Genomic DNA, 22,348 nt, shown 5'->3' with positions numbered 1-22,348 from the left:
AATGCTAGCCCTTCTTTGGCCTTGCTGGATTGCCGATAACAACCGCATGATCAGCAACATCTTTTGTCACCACTGAGCCCGCACCGACTACTGCGCCGACGCCAATTCGAATGCCGGGCAACAATACGGCACCACCGCCGATAGAGGCGCCTTTGCAAACAGTAGTCTTTTCTAATTTAAATGCGGTGTTTTTCGATTTTGGGTACCTGTCATTAGTGAAGGTGACATTAGGGCCGATGAATGCATCATCTTCTATGGTAATGCCGTCCCATATATAGTTACCACACTTAACTGTAACGTTATTGCCAATCACCACATCATTTTCGATAAAGCAATGCGCGTTAATATTGCAGTTATCACCGATTCTTGCATTAGCTAAAACCACGGTGAACTGCCATATTTGCGTACCAGCGCCGACATGTTCAGATTGGCAGTCGGCGAGCGGATGAATATTTTTCGACATTAATAATCCTAATCACTACTACACATTGTCACTGATATAAATCAATTATAAGAGACAGCTAGTTAAGCCGCATCGCAAAGCTGTATTAACTTTTGCTTAAACATGCCACTGGAGCAATTTGATACATAAAACTGCCTAGATTGCTGAGAGAACCGCGCATGCTCTGCCATGATTGTCCTTAAACCCAAGCTCAGTGTATTTAGCGTAGACCACGTTAAACCAATTTGCGCTTCTGCACCTACATACAGATAACGTGGTGCATCCGCTGGGACATAAGCAAGTAAGGGATACGCAGCACCTGAGGCTTCTAAGTTGGACTTTCCACCAGGCGTTGGTGCAGAACCTAAGAAAATATGCGCATCAATCGCCAGCAAACTCTCCCAGAGAGAGGGTACGTTACCCATGTATACAAATAACGTAGGGTCTATCGATGCTTGTGCCAAGCTAACCTGAATCAGTTGTACTTGCTCAGCAGAAAGCTCACCAAAGTGGTAATGTTTGCCGCCGCAAGTTTTTAAGGACTCTTGAATAATTCCACTCAAACTAAGGTCACCATTCATAGCAAACTTGCCAGCGGAGCCGGCGGTGACAGTAGAAAATTGTTGGATAGGTTGATTAAACGTCTTTGCACCTAAATCATGGGAGGATGTTGGTAAGAAAATCACTGATTTATTTAGATCTTCTGCACACAATTTAGCCATAGGCTCAAATAAATCTACATGGTTAAAATGTGCAATCGTATTACCTAATGCGGGGTTATGGTCTGCATGGTGCACAAAGTAATATTTGGCATCCAATGTCTTCTGGCACGCTGCGATTGCCACGGCATCTTCATGATGCGTTAGTACAAATACATTTTTTGCACAACTATTGATAAAAGCAGCTAACCTTTTTGCCTTGTCTAAATAGGCCTCACTTGGCAAGATCATGACAGGACATGTAAATGACGAGGCAACTTTTTCAAATAAATGATTTTTTGCAAACCGGTCATAGATATCGGTAATGATTAAAATGGGATTATCAACCGATACCAGAATCTCTTGAATTACTTTGGTGTGACCTCCGTAGTCGTACACCTCAGAAGCAATCACGATATTAGCCAGTTTGCGCTCTCTAGCTACTATGTTGCCAAACGCAAAATCTATACTTTCTAATATCTGATCGAAATATGGCGTAAAAACCTTGGTACCGATAAATTCCGGCTGTAGCTTAATGGCACTAATAGACTTATAAATTAGCGACAGAATTTCGTTATGCTGATTATCGCTGAGTAGTGCATTAAATGTGGGCTCGAAAGCAGACAAATCTAAATGTGGAGAAATACTGCTTTTAGTCGATGCGGCATTAATCGCGTTGATATTGGCACTTAATACTTCCATCAGGCACTGCTTGATAACTTCATTTGAGCCTAAAGGGTTAGTTGCAGTGGGCTGTGTTTTGGCATCAACTTGCGCCAGAAAATCCTCAGCAATCAGTTGCGCGGTTTCTGTTGTTAAACCAAACTTCTGCCCCAGCTCCAAAGCCTCTAATACCGTTGCCACATCTGCAGTCTGCATAAGCGCATCAATGTAAGTAACCCAATACTGCTCGTCTTCTGGTTTAGATTGTACGGCTTTTTCAAGTAGCGGTATTGCTTCATTAACTCCCTGTAGGTTAAACGCTACGATACCTAGACGATAATTTGCCTCTGTATTATCCGGTTGAATGTTTAGCACTTCTTGGTATAGAGTTGCCGCTTGCTCTAACTGGCCGTCTGCTTCGTGCTGTTGAGCCATCTGCATCACGCCGTTCATAGCTTCATATAGCGCCTGCTGTTGGGGCGTATTGCTTTCCCACTTATTAAAATATAGCTGGCACTTCTGTGCCCAATGCGGCGAACCAAAGGCGCCTTTACTCTGATGCGTCAACTTGATCGCCCATGTACCCAAACTTAAACCCGCTACTCTGGCACTCCGGCAAAAATCTATATCATATAGGTGAAAGTCAAACTGTGGATCAAATCTCACATGCGCAGCATTGAGTACCGACTTTCTTACAGCAAGAAACACACCGTCTAGTAACTCACATGCGGCCGGCACTTCTCCATAAAATTTATCTTCACCAAAAGCATGTGGCCCATGCCATACCTTGCCACTCAAATACTCATCATCATCCCAAGTGAGTGCGGTATCGGTAAATAACCAAGCTGGCTGGTTGGGCAGTCTACGCTTATTGCCTGCCACTCCAATCACATCAAAATGTGCCAGCCCGGCAATCAGCGTATCAACAAAGTTAGCTTCATCAATCCACACATCGTCATGCACAAATACCAGAATAGCGCGATCATCCGCCTGCCCTATCGCCTGGTTAAACACTGTAGAAAGCCCTAGCGTGTTATTAAAAGCCACTTTTGCAGTAATTCCGCTCTCTTGTTTTAAATGCCTATGTAGGGAAAGACCAAGCGCAGACTTGCTCCAAAAGTCCTGTTCTGAATAGCGGGTAGCACTAATAATTTGCACATAACGCTCTTGTTGCGCTTCCAGTTCTTGAGTTTTCTGTACTTGCGGCACGGTACCACCATGGTCGACTTTATTGATATACGCATGCCACATTTCCAGCATGGCAGTTTCCATATTCATTGCAAAGCGTTCTGCATCAAACAAAGGCGAAGCAAGTACTTGTACTCTAAGCCCTGCTCTTAAATCAGACAGTTTATTCAAGTCACTGCAATGTGCCAACGCTTTATGCAGATACTCAGTTTTAGTCTCCGTTACCCAATCTGCAAGGCCAGCAGCTGTGAGCATACTAGCCCCCTGTCTTGCAATTAGGCTATCGCCCGCCAGTGTCAAGGTGGGCACGCCCATCCATAGTGCCTCACAAGTGGTAGTGCCGCCTGGGTACGGGAAAGTATCCAAAATCAGATCAACATCGTGGTGCGAAACAAAATAAGCCTCACGTGATACCGAGCCTAGCAATGTCAGCCTGTCCGAACCAACGCCTAATTTGGTAAATTTGGCGACCATATTAGCCACCACATCCGCATCTCCAAACGATTTACACTGCCAGCGCAACCTGGAGCTAGGTATAGCACGCATGACCTCTGCCCATAGCGCCAACACTTCGTCGCCGGCTTTTGCTAAGGTTTGAAAGCTGGCAAAAGTAATATAACCACGTGCAAGTGCGGGCAAAGTGGAAACCTCCACCGCAACATGCGGTGCGGTAAAACACAATCTAGTATCAGTCACGTATTTTATTTTTTCAGCAAAGTGCTTTTGATGAGCTGGCGGCACGCCAACTTCATCTGCAATAAAATAATCTACCGCTTTCATTCCTGTCGTTGCAAAGTAACCCAGCCAACTCACTTGAATCGGCGCCGGCTTCCAGGCAAGTATCTGCATACGATTACCTGAGGTATGCCCTGAAAGGTCAAATAAAATATCGATGCCATCTTCATGAATTAACTCAGCAGCGGCCTGATCCGTCATGCCCACTAACGATTTCCAATACGCGAAATTAGGTTTAAGGCGGCCGGTAAACGCATCCTCTCGAATATCTGTCAAATAGGCAGCAAGCTCAAATTTGGAGAAATCAATATTTTTTACCCAATGCTCCAGGAAGTAGGCCACTGGATGCTGACGTAAATCGCCAGACATCAAACCTATGCGTAAGCGCTTAGCTTGAGTATTGGTATGCCAAGCGGTGAACACTTGCTCCACCTTACCGGTAACCATCTTGTCGAACTCAAGCGCCTGCTGTAGACGATACTCGGCACTATGATGCCCAGAATAATTCATGGCGAACAATAAATTACTTCTGGCTTTATTGGAGGCAGGGTCATATTTAAGCGCTTCAAAGCACTCTTGTTCAGCCTCATCCAAACGGCCTTGCGCAATATAATTGGTGCACAAGTTAATATGCGCGTTTACATATTCCGGCAAAATTTCAATCGCTTTAATTAGCGATGCCTCCGCCTTTTTAATTTGCCCAAGTGCAGCTAGCGTTAACCCTAAGTTACTGTAAAGTAAAGCCTCTTCTGGATGCAACGCGATGGCCTGATCAAAAGCCAGCTCTGCTTCCTGATACCTCTCCATACGGTGTAAAGCTAAGCCTAAATTGTTATATGCCAGCCAATAATCTGGAGCTAACTCAATGGCACGGCGGTAACATACCTCAGCTTCTGAGAAGAAACCTTGCTCAGCCTTTGCCAAACCAAGGTCAACATGCACGTCTTTACGTGTTGGATCAATAGACAATGCTTGAATAAAGTATGGAATAGACTCTGGCACTCGGCCCAGCGTCCTTAAGAACACCGCCATTTTGACGTATGCATCAACTGATTGAGGGTGTGCCAGGATTGCCGCATGTATGCAGGCCTCGGCCTCTGCAAGCCGCCCATCAGCATGTAACAGGTCTGCTAGATTGCTATACGCCTCAAATTCGGCACCAATTGCAATCGCCTTATTAAAACCGTCTTCTGCATCTTGCAACTGCCCTAAAGCCTTAGCTACGGCAGCTAAGCCAATATGTGCCGCAACAAAATCCGGTTGTATGGCTAATGCTTTATCGTAATAAGCTTTTGCCTCAGCAAAGCGGCCCTGCTCGTAAAGAACATGCGCTAAATTATCAAAAATCCAAATGTTATTAGCATCAAAACGCAAAGCATTTTTATAGCTTAGTTCTGCCTGCTCTAATAACTCTTGTTTTTTAAATGCGTTGCCTAGATTGTAATGTGCTTGTGCAAAACTAGGGTTAAGCTGAATCGCTTTTTGGTAACAGTTAACTGCCTCATCTAACTGCTGCTGGTCATAAAAGCAATTACCTAGATTGTATTGTGCCTCATAGTCATCTACTAAAAATAACACTGCATTTTTTAATGCCTGCAGCGCTAAATCCACCTCACCCTGATTTTGATAGATAGCACCCAGCACCTTCCAAACAAAACCATGCTTAGGGTACTGTTTCACCATGGATAAAGCTAATGCCAGCGCTTCAGGGAGTTTTCTTTGATTAAACAACGCCAGCAAGGCGTTCATTTCATCTAAAGCAGGATTTGTATTATTTTTAGTTTTAACCATTACCCTAATTCAGCCATAGTTTTAACGAGCAAATAGCAATATAACATGTGATTGCCGCTAATTTTAGATAATGACATTATTCTGAAACTGCTACACGTTTGATACCCGAAACAAATATATAAAAGCAGCTCACTTTGACTAGTTTTGGATTAGTTTCGCATCAACCACATCACCACATCAAGTCAATAAGCGCTAGCCCTAGCTAACCAGATTATGCTTAAAAGCATAATGCGTTAATTCTGCATTGTGTTTAAGTTGCATTTTTTCTAGTAAGCGTGCGCGATACATACTGACCGTTTTCACTGAAAGCGAAAGCTTGTTCGCCACATCCGTCACAGATAAACCGGAAGCAATCATGATAAAGGTCTGGTACTCACGATCGGAGAGTAACTCATGTGGCGCCTTTTGATCATCTCGGCCGACCTGATTAGCCAAGATTTCCGCCACCTCTGGGGTAATGTATTTTTTTCCTCTAGCCACCGTCTGAATAGCATTTACTAATTCTGATGAAGCACTTTGCTTACATAAATAACCCGCAGCGCCGGACTTTAGAGCGCGAATCGCGTATTCATCCTCTCTGTGCATAGAGAGCATCAACACGGCAATATGGCTGTTTTCACGCTTGATATACTTGAGCGCCTCCATGCCGCTTCTATCTGGCAGCGAAATATCCAGCAATAACACATCCGCATCGGGCTGCGAGCCCAGCTTGATGGCTTCGTTTGCATTTTGCGCTTCTGCAATCACCAATATATCATCGGTTTCAGACAGAATTTGCTTGAGGCCAGCCCTTAAAATGGCATGATCATCTGCGATAATGACTTTTATTTTAGGTTTTTTACTCATCATTCACACCATCATTTCCTTCTATGAACAGCAACCCTACTCTATTGGCAAAGTGACCGCAACAACTGTACCTTGATCAGCTAACTGGTCAATGTCAAAACTACCATATAGAGCGGAAACTCGTTCCTGCATACCTCTTAAACCAAAAGAATTAGGCTTGTAAGTATCGGCAGTATTGATACCAATACCATTATCACTAATTTTCATGATTATTTCACCATAATGTAAATTCAAATCTACATGCACTGAGGTCGCATTCGCATGCTTAGCAATATTGGACATCGATTCCTGACATATTCTAAATAAAGTGATGGCCTGATCCGGCGTCACCACGATATCAGCTTGATTCGTAGTGAAAGTGCACGATATTCCCACCTGCTTTTCAAACTCTTTAGCCTGCCATTCAAGCGCCGCCACAATCCCTAAATCTAGTATATTCGGCCTTAAATCACTGGATATTTTATGTATAGCCTCAAATGTGTTGTCTACAATTGATTCCAAGCCTTTGGCCTGCTCAACAGAGACAGGCAGACCAGTAGCCAAGCGATTAATAATGGAGGTTAAGCCAATTTTAATTGCGGTTAAATTCCCACCCAAATCATCGTGTATTTCTCGTGCTATCCGAGTACGCTCTAACTCTTTGATTTGGTTCATATGCGCGGTTAATTGCGCTAACTCATGGCGAGATTCCTGCAATTCAAGCTTTTCATTCTTGCTTTGGGTAATATTAATCATAATACCAACCCATTGAATCACACCATCATTCAACACCTTAGGAATTGCACGCAGATTTATCCACTTATTATCCTGCCAGTCATTAATCCACACCCTTCCCTCCCAATCCAACTGGGTGAGCGCGTCCGCAGACTGGACTAAGCGCTTTCTTAATGATGCTTTATCCCTTGGGTTCATCATCGCAAAAAACAGCTTTGATTCCTGCATCAAGTCAGCGGCATTAAAGCCTAACAAAGCCTTACAGCCCTCACTAAGGTAAGTAAAAACAATATCACCCCGCGGATCGAGCTGTAACTGAAACACCAGCCCCGGTGTATTGGAGATAATCGCCTCTACCCTAGACTCACTATCCATCAGCACCTGATTGAACGTTTGTGCACAATCATGACAATCACTGCCTGAAATGGGTGAAAGATCACTTTTAATCAATAACAAAAATGGAGATTGCTCTGAGGCAATGATTTTAACGCGCAATTGTTCATGGCTAACACGCCCGACCACGGGCGCCTGATCCTGCATTAACCGTAAAAACTTAGCCTCGCCGGCATGTGCCTGTAAATGCGATTGCAGTTTGGTTTTGGAAACACCTAGTACATCGGATAATGGCAGCTTTTGTAGGCAGACCAAGTCATAGCCGGTATTGCTTAATACACTTGCATTTGCGTATACCAACTTCATATCTGGGGCAGCTAGTAGGTAAAATTCATCTGCAACAGTGTGCAGCAACTCATTCAATAACGGCGAACCTTCACTTAAAAATGACGGTAGTGCGATAAGAGGCGGGTTGGCTGAAACAGTCATTTGATTAAACCTTATCTTTTCAATAAGTTATATAAATACAACATCACAACAATAGCCTGCAACAGATAAGTTCATTATACATTTAAGTGCCTATGTAAAAGGGCTAATCCCACACTTAACTTGCTACCACTCAAGCCCAGCTTTATTTTTACATAAATGGCACTTATTCAAAATAGTCCCAATATTCTGTTCTACCGACCCTATTTTAAGACATAATTGCAGGGTGCTTTAATCAATGGCTAATGAAAGAACATGCGCATATTATTAATTGACAACACCGAACTCAATATCACTTTACTAAAGCATCTTATTAAAAAGATCCCAGAATATGAGGCAATCGCATTTACCAATCCGGTTAAGGCGCTGCTATGGTGTAGAGATAATGAGCCAGATTTGGTTGTAGTAGATTATGCCATGCGTGAAATGGACGGCATTCAATTCACCCAGCAATTTAGAGGCTTTGTTAACTACGAAGATATTCCCGTATTGATGGTGACCGCCAATAACGATACATCTATCCGCCAAAAAGCTCTTGGTAGCGGAGTCACCGACTTTTTAAATAAGCCTTTAGATAATATTGAATTCATCACCCGTGCCAGAAACATGCTGGCATTACGCCAAAACCAAAAGAAGCTAATTGACCGTGCAGCATGGTTAACAGACGAAATACGTAAAGCAACCAGAAAAGTTAAAGATCAAGAACGCGAAACTATATTCTGTCTAGCAAAGGCGGTGGAGTATCGCAACCCGGAAACAGGCGCCCATATTCAGCGCATGGCGCATTATTCTAAGCATATCGCACATGTGCTGGGGCTTTCGGTGCAAGAACAGGAGCTATTACTAGAAGCCGCCCCTATGCACGACATAGGCAAAGTGGGCATTCCTGATGCTATTTTACTAAAGCCTGGCCGCCTCACCCCGGCGGAGTTTGCAATTATGCAGCGTCACGCAGAAATTGGTTATGAGCTACTTAGCGCTAGCAGTTCCCCTTTACTGCAGGTTGCAGCCGAAATCGCACTGACTCATCATGAAAAGTATGATGGTAACGGCTATCCGCATGGTCTATCTGGCGAAAATATCCCACTGTTTGGCCGCATTGTTGCAGTAGCAGATGTATTTGACGCACTGACCTCGGAGCGCCCTTACAAAAAGGCTTGGTCTATTGAAGAGGCATGCCAACTTCTTCGCGATGGCAGTGGCAAGCATTTTGACCCAGCCTGCGTGGAAGCATTTTTGAGTGACCTTGGTGAAGTCATCGCCATCAAAAATGCATTTTTGGACACCTCGGACGAAGAAGAAAATCCTGTGCAATTCGAGGCTTAAGCAATTAAGCGGAAATAGTTATCAGCTCCAAATCCTAACAAGCCTCACAAATATCAACAAAGCACTAACGTAAATCCGGCAAAGTATTGTAAAATTATGTCCGGCGGGCCTCCCCGCATTGTGAAGTAGCCAACCTGGTCAGGTGCGGAAGCAAGCAGCCACAACTATTAAGCAAGTGCCGGGGTCAAGGCTCGCCTCTTCTTTTCTTTAGCTAAAGCACATTTTGAAAGCCAAAGAACCTCCTAATAATTTAAAGACGAAAATACAATTTTCAGCTAAAGTTTAGGTTATGTCATATCAAGTGCTAGCGCGTAAATGGCGCCCAAAATCGTTTGAAACGTTGGTCGGTCAAGATCACGTCGTACGTGCGCTCACCAATGCCCTTGAACAAAATCGCTTACATCATGCTTACTTATTTACCGGCACACGCGGTGTTGGTAAAACTACTCTAGCACGCATACTGGCAAAATCTCTCAACTGCGAGACCGGCATCACTGCAAAGCCATGTGGCGTTTGCAATGCCTGTACTGAGATTGATAAAGGTCGCTTTGTTGATTTAATTGAGGTGGATGCGGCAAGTAACACGCAGGTAGATGCCATGCGTGATTTACTGGATAACGCACAATATGCGCCAACTGCTGGCCGCTTCAAGGTTTACATCATCGATGAAGTGCACATGCTGTCAAAAAGTGCATTTAATGCCATGTTAAAAACGCTGGAAGAACCACCAGCGCATGTCAAATTTATCCTGGCAACCACAGACCCACAAAAAGTACCGGTAACCGTATTATCGCGTTGCTTACAGTTTAACTTGCGCCAAATGGCTGGCACTTCTATTACCAGCCACCTGCAAAACATTTTGACGCAAGAAAACATTGCATTTGAGCCAACCGCCTTGCACTTAATCTCGCGCGCCGCAGCGGGCAGCATGCGTGATGCACTCTCGCTCACCGACCAGGCCATTGCCTACGGCGGCCAAACGGTACACGAGTCAGAAGTCCGCTCAATGCTGGGTGCTATTGATCAAAGCTACTTATACCAATTATTGGATGCACTACTGGCCAATGACGGCAACAGCCTGATTAACCAGGCCAAGGCAATGGAAGAGCGCAGCATATCATTTGATGCTGCCTTAAATGACTTTGCACAACTACTACACCAAATTGCTGTTGCGCAGACAGTGCCAGAGAGTGTTGCGAACGACCTGCCGGAACGCGAAGTCCTGCTGAGTCTGGCGCAAAGAATCCAAGCTGAAACCTTGCAGCTGTATTATCAAATCGCCCTATTAGGCCGCCGTGACATAGGCTTGGCGCCTGATGAGTTTGCTGGCTTTACCATGAGCCTGCTACGCATGTTAGCATTTACGCCAAGTGAGAACAGTGTTCAGAAAGCTAAAGTACCAAGCCAGATAAACAGTGTACGTCCTACAGTAGTGCCTAGCGCACCTGCTGAAAAACCAATTAAACCTGAAGCCGTTGCAGTAGTTGAAACAACACCTACTGCCAACATTGTGGAAGATACCGCTGACACAGCACCAGTTGCAGACGCGGCAGACGTACCACGCATCGGCAGCACTAGCTTTAATGGAAACTGGCGCGCACTGGTAGATGCACTAAAACTTGGGCTTGCCAGAGAGTTAGCTAAGCACTGTGAACTGGTTGCATATGACGCAGACAGTATCTCACTGAGCGTACCAGAGAGCCAAAAGCACTTGGTCTCAGCTAATTATCAAGAAAAGTTAACGACCGCTATTACTCAGCACTTTGATAGAAAAATTAGGCTGCAATTTAGCATAGGTGGCACCGGCAATACCCCTGCTAAGCAAATTTCTCAAGAAAAAGCACAAGCACAAGCCAACGCAGAAAACGCAATTGAGGAAGATAGCTTTGTGCAAGCGTTGATTGATGACTTCGGCGCGACAATCATTCCGAATAGTATCAAACCAATTTAATCAAATTAAGGAGAACAATATGATGAAAGGTGGCATGGGCAATTTAATGAAACAAGCCCAGCAAATGCAAGCTAACATGCAAAAAGCGCAAGAAGAGCTGGCTAACATTGACGTTGAAGGTATTGCGGCCAACGGTTTGGTTAAAGTACAAATGTCCTGTAAAAATGAGGTAAAACGCGTCACTTTAGATGACAGCGTGATGGATGATAAAGAAACCTTAGAAGACTTATTAGTCATCGCCTTAAAAGACGCAACAGCAAAAGCTGAAGCTACTTCATCTGCGCGCCTATCAAGCTTCATGCCTGCCGGCATGAAACTGCCATTCTAAATTAAGCCTAGTTTAATATTGCAATGAAAAACCCGCCTGCTCTTGAACAACTCATTGATAGCTTACGTTGTTTACCAGGCGTGGGGCCAAAATCGGCGCAACGTATGGCCTACTATCTGCTGCAGCGGGACAGGCAAGGCGCAAGCTGCCTGGCTTTAGCATTAAATAATGCGTTACAAGTGGTTGACCATTGCAGGTTATGCAACACGTTTAGTGAACAACCCATCTGCCCGTTATGTGAATCAGCACAGCGAGACAAAACTGTGCTGTGCGTGGTTGAAATGCCGACCGACCTGATTATGCTGGAGAATACACGCGCTTACACTGGTATGTATTTTGTGTTGATGGGTAGGCTATCTCCGCTTGATGGGATAGGCCCTAAGGAAATTCATCTAGATAAGCTTATTAAGCGCGCAAATGATGGCGTTGTTACCGAGGTCATTCTTGCAACCAATTACACGGTAGAAGGCGATGCAACTGCTCATTATATTAGTGAACTGTTACGTGCCCGCGGCATTAAAGTGAGCCGTATTGCACGTGGTATGCCGATGGGTGGTGAAATTGAATACGTTGATACCGGAACACTTGCACAAGCCATGCTGGAGCGCAGAAGCGTATTTAAATAAGCGCCGTGCCGTTTGATACGGTTATCACAGCGCCCCTACTGTAAGCCAGTTCCACTTTTCAATCAGGCGCTACAGCACTTATCACCGCCACGCGGCGCACCCAGTTTACGCAAGCAAAGACAATCACCCCGTAACTTAATCAGCAAACCGCCGAGAGCTTAAGGTTAACAAATGCCAATAAGTCTAAAGGCGCTTGTATTGCTTGATCTGCGCCCCATGCCTCCGGCTGGTCAGTTTCAGACAAATAACCATACAAGGCCACTACAGTTTGCATGCCTGCGGCTTTACCGGCTTGGATGTCACGCTCTGCATCCCCCACATACCAGCACTGTTGCGGATCCACGCCAACTTGTTCGCAAGCCATCAATAATGTATCAGGGAACGGTTTAGGCCGCGCGGCATCATCACCACTCACCACGCATGCCGCACGCGTTAACAGGCCAATGCTTTGCATTAATGGCTGTGTGAAGCGTCGCGGTTTATTTGTGACTACACCCCAAGGTATATTATTCGCTTCCAATCTAGCCAGTAGCTCAGAAACACCATCAAACAGAATTGGTTTGCGTGTTAACACTTCGTCGTAGATAGCGAGATACTCATCGCGCATAGTGGCAAACGTATCATCTGTATCACTTAAATCAAACCCAATTGCCAATAGGCCTTTAGAGCCGTGCGAGGCATAAGGTCTGATCACATCAAGCGGCAATTCGGCAAGACCGTGCCGCACCCGTTGTAAATTAAGCGCATAGGCAAGGTCATGTGCGGTATCAACCAACGTGCCGTCTAAATCAAATAAGATCATGATTAATAATCACTAAGTTCGGTGTGTAAAAGATAGTTCACAGAAACATCATCGCTTAGCGAATAGTGCTGTGTCAGTGGCTGGTAGTTCATGCCACGCATGCCAGAAACATTCAATCCGGATTGACGCACCCAGTTAGAAAGTTCAGATGGCTTAATAAACTTTGCGTAATCATGTGTGCCTTTAGGCAACATATTTAAAATATACTCGGCGCCCAGCACCGCAAACAAATACGCTTTAGGATTACGATTGATGGTAGAGAAAAATACAGAGCCGCCAGGTTTTACCAGACGCGCACATGCCGCCACGATGGATGCAGGGTAAGGCACATGTTCTAGCATCTCCATACAGGTCACCACATCAAAAGTTGCAGGCTGCTCCAGCGCTAACTGCTCAACAGAAATGAGCTCATAGTTTACCTTAGCCCCACTTTCTAACTGATGAAGCTTTGCAACATTGAGCGCTTGCTCACCCAAGTCAATGCCGGTTACATCAGCACCTTTAAAGTACATAGATTCAGACAAGATACCGCCACCACAGCCGACATCTAGCACACGCTTGCCACTTAAACTGGCTAAACTATCGATATAGTTTAAACGTAATGGGTTAATCTCATGCAGTGGTTTAAATTCGCTATTTTTATCCCACCACTTATGTGCGAGTTCGCCAAATTTTTGCAACTCCAGCACATCTGCGTTTAATGTTTGTATTGTCTTAGCTTCGGTTGCCATATTTGGATAATTTCCTTTAACTCTACTGGTTCTATATTCGCATAAGTACCATGACTGTAACGCAGTTCACCTGCTACCCAAGTGTGTGTCACATGCTCGCGGCCACAGCTATACACCAAATGTGAAACTGGGTCATAACAAGGCGATATTGCAAAGTCACTCAACTTCACAGCTACCAAATCTGCTTGTTTTCCTACTTCGATACTACCAATCTTATGATCTAGCCCTATCGCTTTGGCTGCATTAATTGTCGCCATTTTCAGCGCCTGATACGCAGGCAATGCCGAAGCATCTTCACTAACCCCTTTGCACAACAAGGCCGCAAGACGCATTTCACTAAACATATCTAAACGATTGTTACTCGCTGCGCCATCTGTACCTACACATACATTGACATTACTTTTCAATAAAGCATGCACCGGTGCAATACCACTACCCAATTTCAAATTAGAAGCTGGGCAATGCGCAATATGGCACCCATACTCAGCCAACATATCAATCTCATGCGGCAATAAGTGCACGCCATGTGCTGCAATAAAACCTGGCCCAAGTAAACCAAGCTCAGCAATTCTTTGTATAGGCCTTACACCATAAGTCGCTTCACTCTGACTAATTTCATCACGCGTTTCATGCAAATGCGTATGGATACCTAAGCCCAATTGCTCTGCGTAAGTCAGTACTTTTTCAAACGTAGAGTTAGAAATTGTATATGGTGCATGCGGCGCCAATGCTGAGCTTATTAATGGATTGCCACGCCAGCTATCATGCGCTTCAAAACCTTTTTGTAAATAATCATCGGCATCAGCCGCATAATTGGTTGGGAACTCAAGCACAGTAAGACCCAAATGCGCACGCATACCGGCTTTATTGGCGGCCAGCGCAGTTGCCTGTGGGTAAAAGTACATATCATTAAAACAAGTCGTACCACCACTTAACATTTCAGCACAGGCAAGCAAAGATGCATCTTCTACATAGCGCTCTGTCACAACCGCGCGCTCTGCCGGCCAAATATGCGAATTAAGCCAAACCATCAAAGGCTGATCATCCGCAATCCCTCGCATCAAGGTCATTGCCGCATGTGTGTGCGCATTAACCAAGCCCGGCATCAACACATGCTCATCGGCCACAACAACTTCGGCTGCAGCATATTTCACTCGCGCCTGATCTGTTGGCAACACGTCAACAATCACTTGATGATCAATCACTACTGAGTAGAACTCATGTAAAGAGTTATCTGAGTCGGCAGGTACAACCCAGCGCGATTCAATCACTAATTCGACATGGGTTGCTTGCGTTTCCAATTGATCAGATTTTGTCATAGAGGCTTATTTTACCAATAAAAAAGCCCCGCAAGCGGGGCTTTTTACAATCAAGGAAATTATTTGCAACCTTTTTCCATTGAGCGTGTAGCTTCAATCTCTACACGACGGTTTGGTGCCAAGCACTCGATTAATGCTTTACGGCCTTTTACGCCGTCGCAACTAACCACTGGCACTAACTCGCCTTTACCAACAGCAACTAAACGATCAGCTTCGATACCTTGGCTAATCAAATAATCACGCACTTGGTTAGCACGCTTTTCTGATAGTTTTTGGTTGTAAGCTTCACTACCAAGTTTGTCTGTATGGCCAGTTACTTTTACGCTTGCGAAAATTTTGTTTTCTTTCATTTTCGGCACAACTTCGTTATCAAGAACGCTAGTGTCTTTCAACTTAGCTTCATCAAACGCAAACAATTTAGATGCTTCAATTGTGATTGTTTCGTATTGTGGCACGCATGCAGCTGGTGCTGGAGCTGGCTCTGGAGTTGGTGCAACAGCTGCTGGTGCTACTGGTGCTGGCTCTGGCTCAACTGCAGCTACTGGCATTGGAGCTGGAGCGCCAAAACGGAAGATACCGCCTAAGCTTAACAGTGTGTTACCAATGGTGTCAGTTTCGCTAGCTGTAGTTACGCCGTCGCTCACTTTAACTGATGCACGGCTCCATTGGTGACGCAAGTCAGCTTGCAAACCGAATGTATCGTTAAACAGGTACTGTGCACCTAAACCAACGTTAGCTAACCATGAAGTTTTTTTGCCATCAACGTCTAATGTAGCATGTGTGTAATCAACATCATTACGTGCTACGCCTAAACCTGCTAGTAAGAATGGACGGAATTTATCACGGCTGAACATGTATAGCGCATCAACGCCTAATGTTGTTTGTTTGTAACGGCCACCTACACCAGCAATTCCAGTATCTTCACTTGCACGGTTGTAACCTAAGCCACCTTGAATGTCCCAGTGCTCAGACAACTCTTTACCAAGCTTTAGAAATGCGCCGCCGCCGTTGTTAGCTTCTAGATCACTGTCTGTATTCATATAGCTAACACCTGGTACTGCATACCAAGCACCACGGTACATATCTTCTGCAGTTGCTGATAACGCTGCTAAACCTAATGTGGCTGCTACAGCGAAAGTTAACATGTTCTTTTTCATTCTTATTACTCCTTGTTAATGAATCTTTATGCGCCAATAATACGCACATACATAAGCTAACGCAACTCATAACATCATGTGGATATTAGCTAATAGCGACTTTTGTTGCAAAATTACAACAAAACTACAGCATTGCACGAATTGCTTCTATTTTAGTTGCATCCAAACTCAATTTGCGCTGATTGGACTCACTAACGCCTCCCCGAAAACCAATATAGGTTGGGGTATAGACGTTTATTTTCTCTATATGCTGTATGTTGAGCGAGCCAGCCAGACCAAAGGCCATCTCATGACTTTTAACACGTGCTGCGAACAACGTCATTTGCTCATGCGTGTAATAATCCATGAACGTGCCTCCGTTTTTTTTAGCAGTATCCAACATCAAGCCATAAAAACCGGCCGCTTTAATATCATCGATCAAGTGCTCTGGATATTGAAGCTCTGCAAACAGCACAGCTATTAACTTAACACCATGTTGTGCAATATCTTTGAGCGCATCCAAACATAGCTGATAGTCTTCCGATTCAAAAAAACCAATTTTGACGAAATCAACATTCGTACTCGCAATTGCCAACACTTGCTGCGCAATTAAATCCGCTTCCATTGGTAAGTCACCAACTGTGGCACTAGTGCGTTGCTCAGGGTCAGTACGATTGATACTAACGAAATTGACCACGTCTTGAATGGTATTGACAGGCAGCGCACCGAGCGCACCCTGATGAGGGTCTTTTAAATCAATTAAATCTGCACCGTGCGTCAGAGCAATCTTTGCTTCGTTAACATCGGTAACGCTAATCAATAATTGTGTCATGCGAATACTACGCTTAAACCAGTATCGTTCATAAATTAAGCCAGACGCTCCAGCTAAGCCAAGTTCTCAAGATTAAGGGCAGCTTTATGATTTTCCACCATCTCAATCAGCCAACCCCAAGCCTCCAGTTCGCGCGGCCCAGCTGTTTTATCAATCGCAATCGTTAAATAATCAATTTCTTGGCAGATTTTCTCTAGTGGCAGCCTTTTTAGTCGACTCACCAAAACCGCCAGCTCAATTACTGCCGCCTGTGCCCGATTAAAACCCTGAAATGGTTGGTGCTGTGCTTCATGCACAATTTCTAGAAACAGCTGCGGGCGTACATCATCGTCTTCAAACTTAACCAACTTAAGCTCTTTATGCGCTAACACCTCGGTTAACCTAAACCCATTGACTTTGGTTGCTGGTGTCAGGTTCGCAAAAGGCTTTGAAGCCAAAGCGGCAGCAAACACCCGTACATCATCAGTTAAATTGACGACTGCATGACCTGTAGCCAAGATATTGGCTAATGTGGTGGATGGTTTAAACGGGGCAATCACCACTAAACCATCTTGCATGCGTATACCAAAAGGCGTGACGTGCGCAACACCTTCAGCATCGACAGAACTAACTATGGTTTCATAAATCATGCATTCACTTTCATTTCGTTGGGAGTTTTAACTGTTTTAACCCCACGACACATTTCACATAAAAACTTACTGTGCGTCTTTTTTTGCACGCTTTTCTTTGATAGACGCTTCTCGATGTGCGGCTTTACCACCAACATCAGTGCGCTTAGTGCTAACACCCCACTCCAGTTCCTGGTCTTGCGCGTAACGCTTTCCTAGCTGCCATGCAATTTGCGCACGCGCCAACTCCACGCCTAAATAAAAAGCATGTGAGGCATCATCGTCCACTTTTAAATGCGGGTACAACACGAAGGGATCTAACGCTTCATATATGCCATCCCGATTGTATATATGCAAACCTTGCTCGCTGACCTGAATACGAAAGCTTGGGTCTTTAATCTGTGATGCGATTTCATTAATTTCTTCAGCACTATAGGTAAACGGCCGCTTATCATGCAACCCTAACAAACCGTTGCTGTAGCCGCGCGGCAAACGCTCATCTCGCTTAGCAGCAAACATGGTACGTCTAGCAATATCGGCTTCTGCAATTGCATTCACAGCATGGGTACTGACTGAGGTTGCCAACACCGCATTGATATTGAGTTCACTAATCATGCCAAACAACAACGCATTGATGCCTGTGGTATCTGCATCAGTAAGCTCTGTTAGATTGCCAATGCCCATCATAATTTCAATATCTGGGTATTTTTTACGTAAGCGATGATAACGCACGATGGAGTCAGTCAATCCAAAATGGATAGGATCCAAAATTGCATCTGCCAAAAAAGGCTTACCTAACTTAATACAGCCTTCAATCGCTCGATATAACGAAGGCAAACTATGCGGTTTTGCCGGAATTAATACAGGAGTTGAAGCTACCTCTTGCGCAATCCAAAGTGTTTTCTCGGTAAGGCTTAACAGATAGTCAGCGCCCGCATGCCCTGCCGCCAGTAGGTCATCGGTATTCAAGGAGTCAACACTGACACTTAACCCTTGCTGCTTAAGCGCTTGGATACTTTCCGCCAAGTGAGGGAAAGGCACGGCAGGCAAGCAGCCAAGGTCTATCACATTGGCACCTTGTGCCTGATACTGCAAGGCTTTATTCAGGATGCCTTCTACACTGAGGAATGGCGCATCAACAATTTCTGCAAATATTTTAACTTGATACTGGCTTATATCCGGCGCAATACCCTGATGCCCGAAGTATTGCGGCAGATCTTTTAGGTCTGCTGGACCCCGCTCCACAGGTACCCCATATTTGGCTTCTAGCATGGTTAAATCACCTTGGCATAAACCGGGCACAATGACCTTATCTGCATCGCCAGTTTCCTTTACTCTGCGCGCAATTAAATCAGGCGTCATCAAAGCTGCAACAGAAACCCCAATCTGCTCCACACGGTACTTAAAAGGCTGTGTCTTTGGGTTACTTTGCACTTCGCTTAGTACTTTGTTCAAACTTTTTTCGGCAAGCTTACCCGTTAAAAAAAGTAGATTTTTTGTCATACTAGTCAGTGATTTTTAGCGACTGCAAATGCTGCTGGATGCAGGTGGTTAAGCTATCCATATCCTCTACCACACTCGTCATCTCAAACGATTTGAGCTTGGCAATATTATCTAAGTCAATCCTACGCGGGTAAACTTTAACCATATTATCGCGCGGTGCTTCAGACTCTAGCTCAGGCGCGGTATCGCACGCAAATACTATACTAGGCACTCGTGTTTTACCGGCCTGTGCATATAAATTAGTCACTAAGCTATCAGAAAAGCCGTACGCCATTTTCGCAATAGTATTTGAGGTTGCTGGTGCAATGACCAAGCCGTGGTATTTACCTTTGTAAAACATACCCACAGGCACACTGCTAGCTGTTTTATCTTGATAAACGCGATGGCCAGCAGCGTTTAGCGCTTGCTGAAAGCCGTATTGCTGAATAATTTCCGCACCGGCACTACTTAGAAAAATATCAACATTTTCTAATGTATTCAGAATCTCAATAGACTCACGTAAATAATGACCAGAGCCGGTAATCGCCCATGCCAAACGCTGACTTTTTTTATCTATCATTTTTAACCAAACCTGTACTAAAAAACACACCTTAGCCACTAAATGCCTAGCCCAGCGCCATACCTAAAACACAAGGCTTAGCACTAGGCACGTCAGCATTGACTAGCGCACATGCTTGGCGCTAGTCACCTTTAATGCTTACGGATTAAAGTAATGATTTAAGCGAAAGGATGCTCAATCACGATAGTTTCATCACGCTCTGGGCCTGTAGAAACAATAGCAATTGGCACACCGCATAATGCCTCTAGGCGTTTTAAGTAGTTTTGTGCATTTTTAGGTAAGCCATCCCAAGTTTTTACGCCAAACGTAGTTTCAGACCAACCAGGTACAGTTTCATAAATAGGTTTACATCCAGCCACATCGTCTGCACCGATAGGTAGCAAATCAATTTTTTTGCCGTCTAGCTCATAGCCTGTACAGATATTGAGCTCTTTAATGCCGTCTAATACATCTAACTTAGTAATACACAAACCGGTTAAACCGTTAATCATGGCAGAGCGGCGCAATGCAGCGGCATCAAACCAGCCACAACGACGTTTACGCTTAGTCACAGTACCAATCTCTTGGCCTTTATTTGACATTTGGTAGCCTGGCAAACCTTGTGTTTCGATATCCAACTCGCTCGGGAATGGGCCGCCGCCAACGCGTGTTGTGTAAGCTTTAGTGATACCCAACACATAGTGCAGCATATTCGCGCCCACACCAGTACCCGCTGACGCTTGACCAGCGATACAGTTACTTGAAGTCACATATGGGTAAGTACCGTGATCGATATCTAACAATGTGCCTTGTGCACCTTCAAACAGTAAACTCTCACCTTTAGCATTCGCTGCGTAGATTTCTGCAGAAACGTCCGCAATCATCGGCTTCAACGCGATTGCCTGCTGCATGCTGGCATCGAATTGCTGATTAAAATCTACCGGTTTAGCATCTAGATAATTTGTTAACACGAAGTTATGGTAATCCATGACTTCGCGTAACTTTTCTGAGAAACGCTCAGGATAGAATAAGTCATACACACGCAAAGCACGACGCGCTACTTTGTCTTCATAGGTTGGGCCAATGCCTTTACCTGTAGTGCCGATTTTTTTCTCTGCACTACGTTTTGCTTCACGCGCTACGTCTACTGCCACATGGTGGCTCATAATAAGTGGGCAACCAGGGCTAACTTTTAAACGATTACTAACTTCAAGACCATCTTTTTCCAAAGCTGCAATTTCTTTGAGCAAATGTCCAGCATCTAACACTACGCCATTACCAATATAGCAATTAACGCCAGCACGTACGATACCAGAGGGCACAAGATTGAGTTTATAAACACGCTGCGCATCACCCTGACCAACCACTAATGTGTGACCAGCATTGTGACCGCCCTGAAAACGCACCACACCTTGCGCATGATCGGTTAACCAATCAACAATTTTACCTTTGCCTTCATCGCCCCACTGCGTACCAATGACGACCACATTTTTTGCTGCTTTATTTGCCATAACGTTTACTTTGATTAAATATTAATTTTTTGGAGTAGTGATTTTGCTTAAAGCAAAATTACGTACAACTTTTAGTTTTTTACTACATCAACTACATGCCAGCCAGAGTTGTAATGCTCCAGTTTCTGATTACAATTGAGTTCATTCAAATCTGCATCTGCTTCATCTAAGGCTTCAATCACCACACGGCCTTCGTTACGCAGGCTTGCAATTTTTGTTACTAGCGCCGGATCTGCTGACACTGGCGCATAAATAGCCATATTAGATTGGGCTGGAGCTAAGGCACTCACTACCCCACGTAAATCAAGGCTAAAACCTGTCGCTGGACGTGCACGACCAAACGACTGACCGACTTCATCATAGCGGCCACCCAATGCCAGCGGACCTTTGTAGCCTTTTGCATATGCCGCAAACACAATACCGCTGTGGTAATGGTAACCGCGCAACTCACTTAAATCAAAACTAACACTAGCTCCTAGTTGATCAATCGCATGGCTGACCTGTTGCAAACTATCTAATGCCTTCTTAATCGAAGGCGTGGCTGGCAATACTTTGAATGCCTTAGCCAAAATAGACTTATCACCATTAAGTTCTGTTAAGTGCAACAATGCCTCGCGCGTGGTGTGATCTAACGCTTTAGTAAGTGCCGCCACCGCAGGCTGGTCTTTGCTTTGTAAAGCTGCGTATAAATCTTGCTCTAACTGGGCATCTACTTGGCTTGCTTCAATCAAATTGCCAAACACGTTGACATGACTAAAATCCAGATGAATTTCATCAATACCAATAGCTTGCAATGCTTTAATCAATAAACGTTGAATCTCAATATCGCTTTCGATACCGGCATGCCCATAAAGCTCAGCACCAATTTGTAGAGGCTCTCGCGTCAACGCCAAGCCATCAGGCTTAGTACGCAACACACTACCGGCGTAGCATAAACGGGTCACGCCTTGATGATTCAACAAGTGCGCGTCGATTCTGGCAGCCTGCGGAGTCATATCCGCACGTACACCCATGAGTCGACCGGTGAGTTGATCAACCACTTTAAATGTGGCTAAATCCAAATCATGTCCTGCCCCAGTAATTAAAGACTCCATGTATTCCAACATCGGTGGAATAACATACTGATAACCATGCACTTTAAACAGGTCTAGCAATTTGCGACGCAAGACTTCAATTCTTAAAGCCTCTGCAGGCAATACATCTTCAATATATTCGGGTAACAACCAATTACGCATATTTAT

Annotated in this window: 18 protein-coding genes and 1 other RNA gene; 5 read left to right on the top strand and 14 right to left on the bottom strand. The window is 44.6% G+C overall.

Going from position 1 to position 22,348, the window contains the following annotated elements; translation table 11 throughout:
• Positions 1-4 precede the first annotated feature (4 nt).
• The 4 genes from VGD82_RS02530 to VGD82_RS02515 all read right to left on the bottom strand — a co-directional run bounded on the left by VGD82_RS02530 (position 5) and on the right by VGD82_RS02515 (position 7,899).
• Positions 5-463, bottom strand: coding sequence for an acyltransferase (locus VGD82_RS02530; RefSeq protein ID WP_331018891.1), 459 nt, complete (start codon positions 461-463; stop codon positions 5-7).
• Positions 464-525: 62 nt separating this feature from the next.
• Positions 526-5,517 carry a tetratricopeptide repeat protein gene (locus tag VGD82_RS02525; RefSeq protein WP_331018890.1) on the bottom strand — a complete coding sequence of 1,664 codons (4,992 nt, stop codon included), beginning with the start codon at positions 5,515-5,517 and terminating at the stop codon, positions 526-528.
• A gap of 198 nt (positions 5,518-5,715) precedes the next feature.
• On the bottom strand, positions 5,716-6,366 hold the full coding sequence (locus VGD82_RS02520; protein WP_331018889.1) for a response regulator transcription factor: 651 nt from the start codon (positions 6,364-6,366) through the stop codon (positions 5,716-5,718).
• A 33-nt stretch (positions 6,367-6,399) separates the two neighbouring features.
• Positions 6,400-7,899 (bottom strand): sensor histidine kinase, encoded by a 1,500-nt coding sequence (locus VGD82_RS02515; RefSeq protein ID WP_331018888.1) that lies wholly within the window; start codon positions 7,897-7,899, stop codon positions 6,400-6,402.
• Between the two features lie 252 nt (positions 7,900-8,151).
• Here VGD82_RS02515 and VGD82_RS02510 point away from each other — a divergent pair, with 252 nt between their 5' ends.
• The 5 genes from VGD82_RS02510 to recR all read left to right on the top strand — a co-directional run bounded on the left by VGD82_RS02510 (position 8,152) and on the right by recR (position 12,127).
• Positions 8,152-9,222: an HD domain-containing phosphohydrolase gene (locus VGD82_RS02510; protein WP_331018887.1), complete on the top strand. Its 1,071-nt coding sequence runs from the start codon at positions 8,152-8,154 to the stop codon at positions 9,220-9,222.
• A 102-nt stretch (positions 9,223-9,324) separates the two neighbouring features.
• Positions 9,325-9,421, top strand: an RNA gene (ffs, locus tag VGD82_RS02505) — signal recognition particle sRNA small type.
• A gap of 90 nt (positions 9,422-9,511) precedes the next feature.
• Complete coding sequence (gene dnaX / locus VGD82_RS02500; RefSeq protein WP_331018886.1) at positions 9,512-11,173, top strand: DNA polymerase III subunit gamma/tau; 1,662 nt, start codon at positions 9,512-9,514, stop codon at positions 11,171-11,173.
• 19 nt (positions 11,174-11,192) lie between these two features.
• A complete protein-coding gene (locus VGD82_RS02495) occupies positions 11,193-11,501 on the top strand; it encodes a YbaB/EbfC family nucleoid-associated protein (protein ID WP_015831850.1) in 309 nt (102 codons plus the stop codon).
• A gap of 23 nt (positions 11,502-11,524) precedes the next feature.
• Positions 11,525-12,127, top strand: a complete 603-nt coding sequence (gene recR, locus VGD82_RS02490; RefSeq protein ID WP_331018885.1) for a recombination mediator RecR — start codon at positions 11,525-11,527, stop codon at positions 12,125-12,127.
• A gap of 139 nt (positions 12,128-12,266) precedes the next feature.
• Here recR and VGD82_RS02485 read toward each other — a convergent pair whose 3' ends face one another.
• The 10 genes from VGD82_RS02485 to VGD82_RS02440 form a co-directional block, all read right to left on the bottom strand.
• Positions 12,267-12,929: an HAD-IA family hydrolase gene (locus tag VGD82_RS02485; protein ID WP_331018884.1), complete on the bottom strand. Its 663-nt coding sequence runs from the start codon at positions 12,927-12,929 to the stop codon at positions 12,267-12,269.
• 2 nt (positions 12,930-12,931) lie between these two features.
• A complete protein-coding gene (gene ubiG, locus VGD82_RS02480; protein WP_331018883.1) occupies positions 12,932-13,660 on the bottom strand; it encodes a bifunctional 2-polyprenyl-6-hydroxyphenol methylase/3-demethylubiquinol 3-O-methyltransferase UbiG in 729 nt (242 codons plus the stop codon).
• Positions 13,627-14,979, bottom strand: a complete 1,353-nt coding sequence (locus tag VGD82_RS02475; RefSeq protein ID WP_331018882.1) for a TRZ/ATZ family hydrolase — start codon at positions 14,977-14,979, stop codon at positions 13,627-13,629. The genes ubiG and VGD82_RS02475 overlap by 34 nt, the downstream gene beginning before the upstream one ends.
• A 59-nt stretch (positions 14,980-15,038) precedes the next feature.
• The gene (locus VGD82_RS02470) at positions 15,039-16,136 is read right to left on the bottom strand and encodes an outer membrane beta-barrel protein (RefSeq protein WP_331018881.1); all 1,098 of its coding nucleotides are present in this window, start codon (positions 16,134-16,136) and stop codon (positions 15,039-15,041) included.
• 124 nt (positions 16,137-16,260) lie between these two features.
• A complete protein-coding gene (locus tag VGD82_RS02465; protein ID WP_331018880.1) occupies positions 16,261-16,947 on the bottom strand; it encodes a (5-formylfuran-3-yl)methyl phosphate synthase in 687 nt (228 codons plus the stop codon).
• Positions 16,948-17,000: 53 nt separating this feature from the next.
• Positions 17,001-17,576 (bottom strand): DUF447 domain-containing protein, encoded by a 576-nt coding sequence (locus VGD82_RS02460; RefSeq protein WP_331018879.1) that lies wholly within the window; start codon positions 17,574-17,576, stop codon positions 17,001-17,003.
• A 66-nt stretch (positions 17,577-17,642) separates the two neighbouring features.
• Complete coding sequence (locus VGD82_RS02455) at positions 17,643-19,058, bottom strand: DUF6513 domain-containing protein (protein ID WP_331018878.1); 1,416 nt, start codon at positions 19,056-19,058, stop codon at positions 17,643-17,645.
• A 1-nt stretch (position 19,059) separates the two neighbouring features.
• Entirely contained in the window at positions 19,060-19,617 is a 558-nt protein-coding gene (locus tag VGD82_RS02450; protein WP_331018877.1) for a flavoprotein, read from the bottom strand.
• A gap of 158 nt (positions 19,618-19,775) precedes the next feature.
• The gene (locus tag VGD82_RS02445) at positions 19,776-21,107 is read right to left on the bottom strand and encodes an adenylosuccinate synthase (protein ID WP_331018876.1); all 1,332 of its coding nucleotides are present in this window, start codon (positions 21,105-21,107) and stop codon (positions 19,776-19,778) included.
• 71 nt (positions 21,108-21,178) lie between these two features.
• Positions 21,179-22,342, bottom strand: coding sequence for an ATP phosphoribosyltransferase regulatory subunit (locus VGD82_RS02440; RefSeq protein ID WP_331018875.1), 1,164 nt, complete (start codon positions 22,340-22,342; stop codon positions 21,179-21,181).
• Positions 22,343-22,348: the final 6 nt, after the last annotated feature.

It is taken from the genome of Methylotenera sp. (genome assembly GCF_036401095.1).
GTDB lineage: Bacteria > Pseudomonadota > Gammaproteobacteria > Burkholderiales > Methylophilaceae > Methylotenera.
This window is presented reverse-complemented; position numbering and strand designations above follow the sequence as displayed.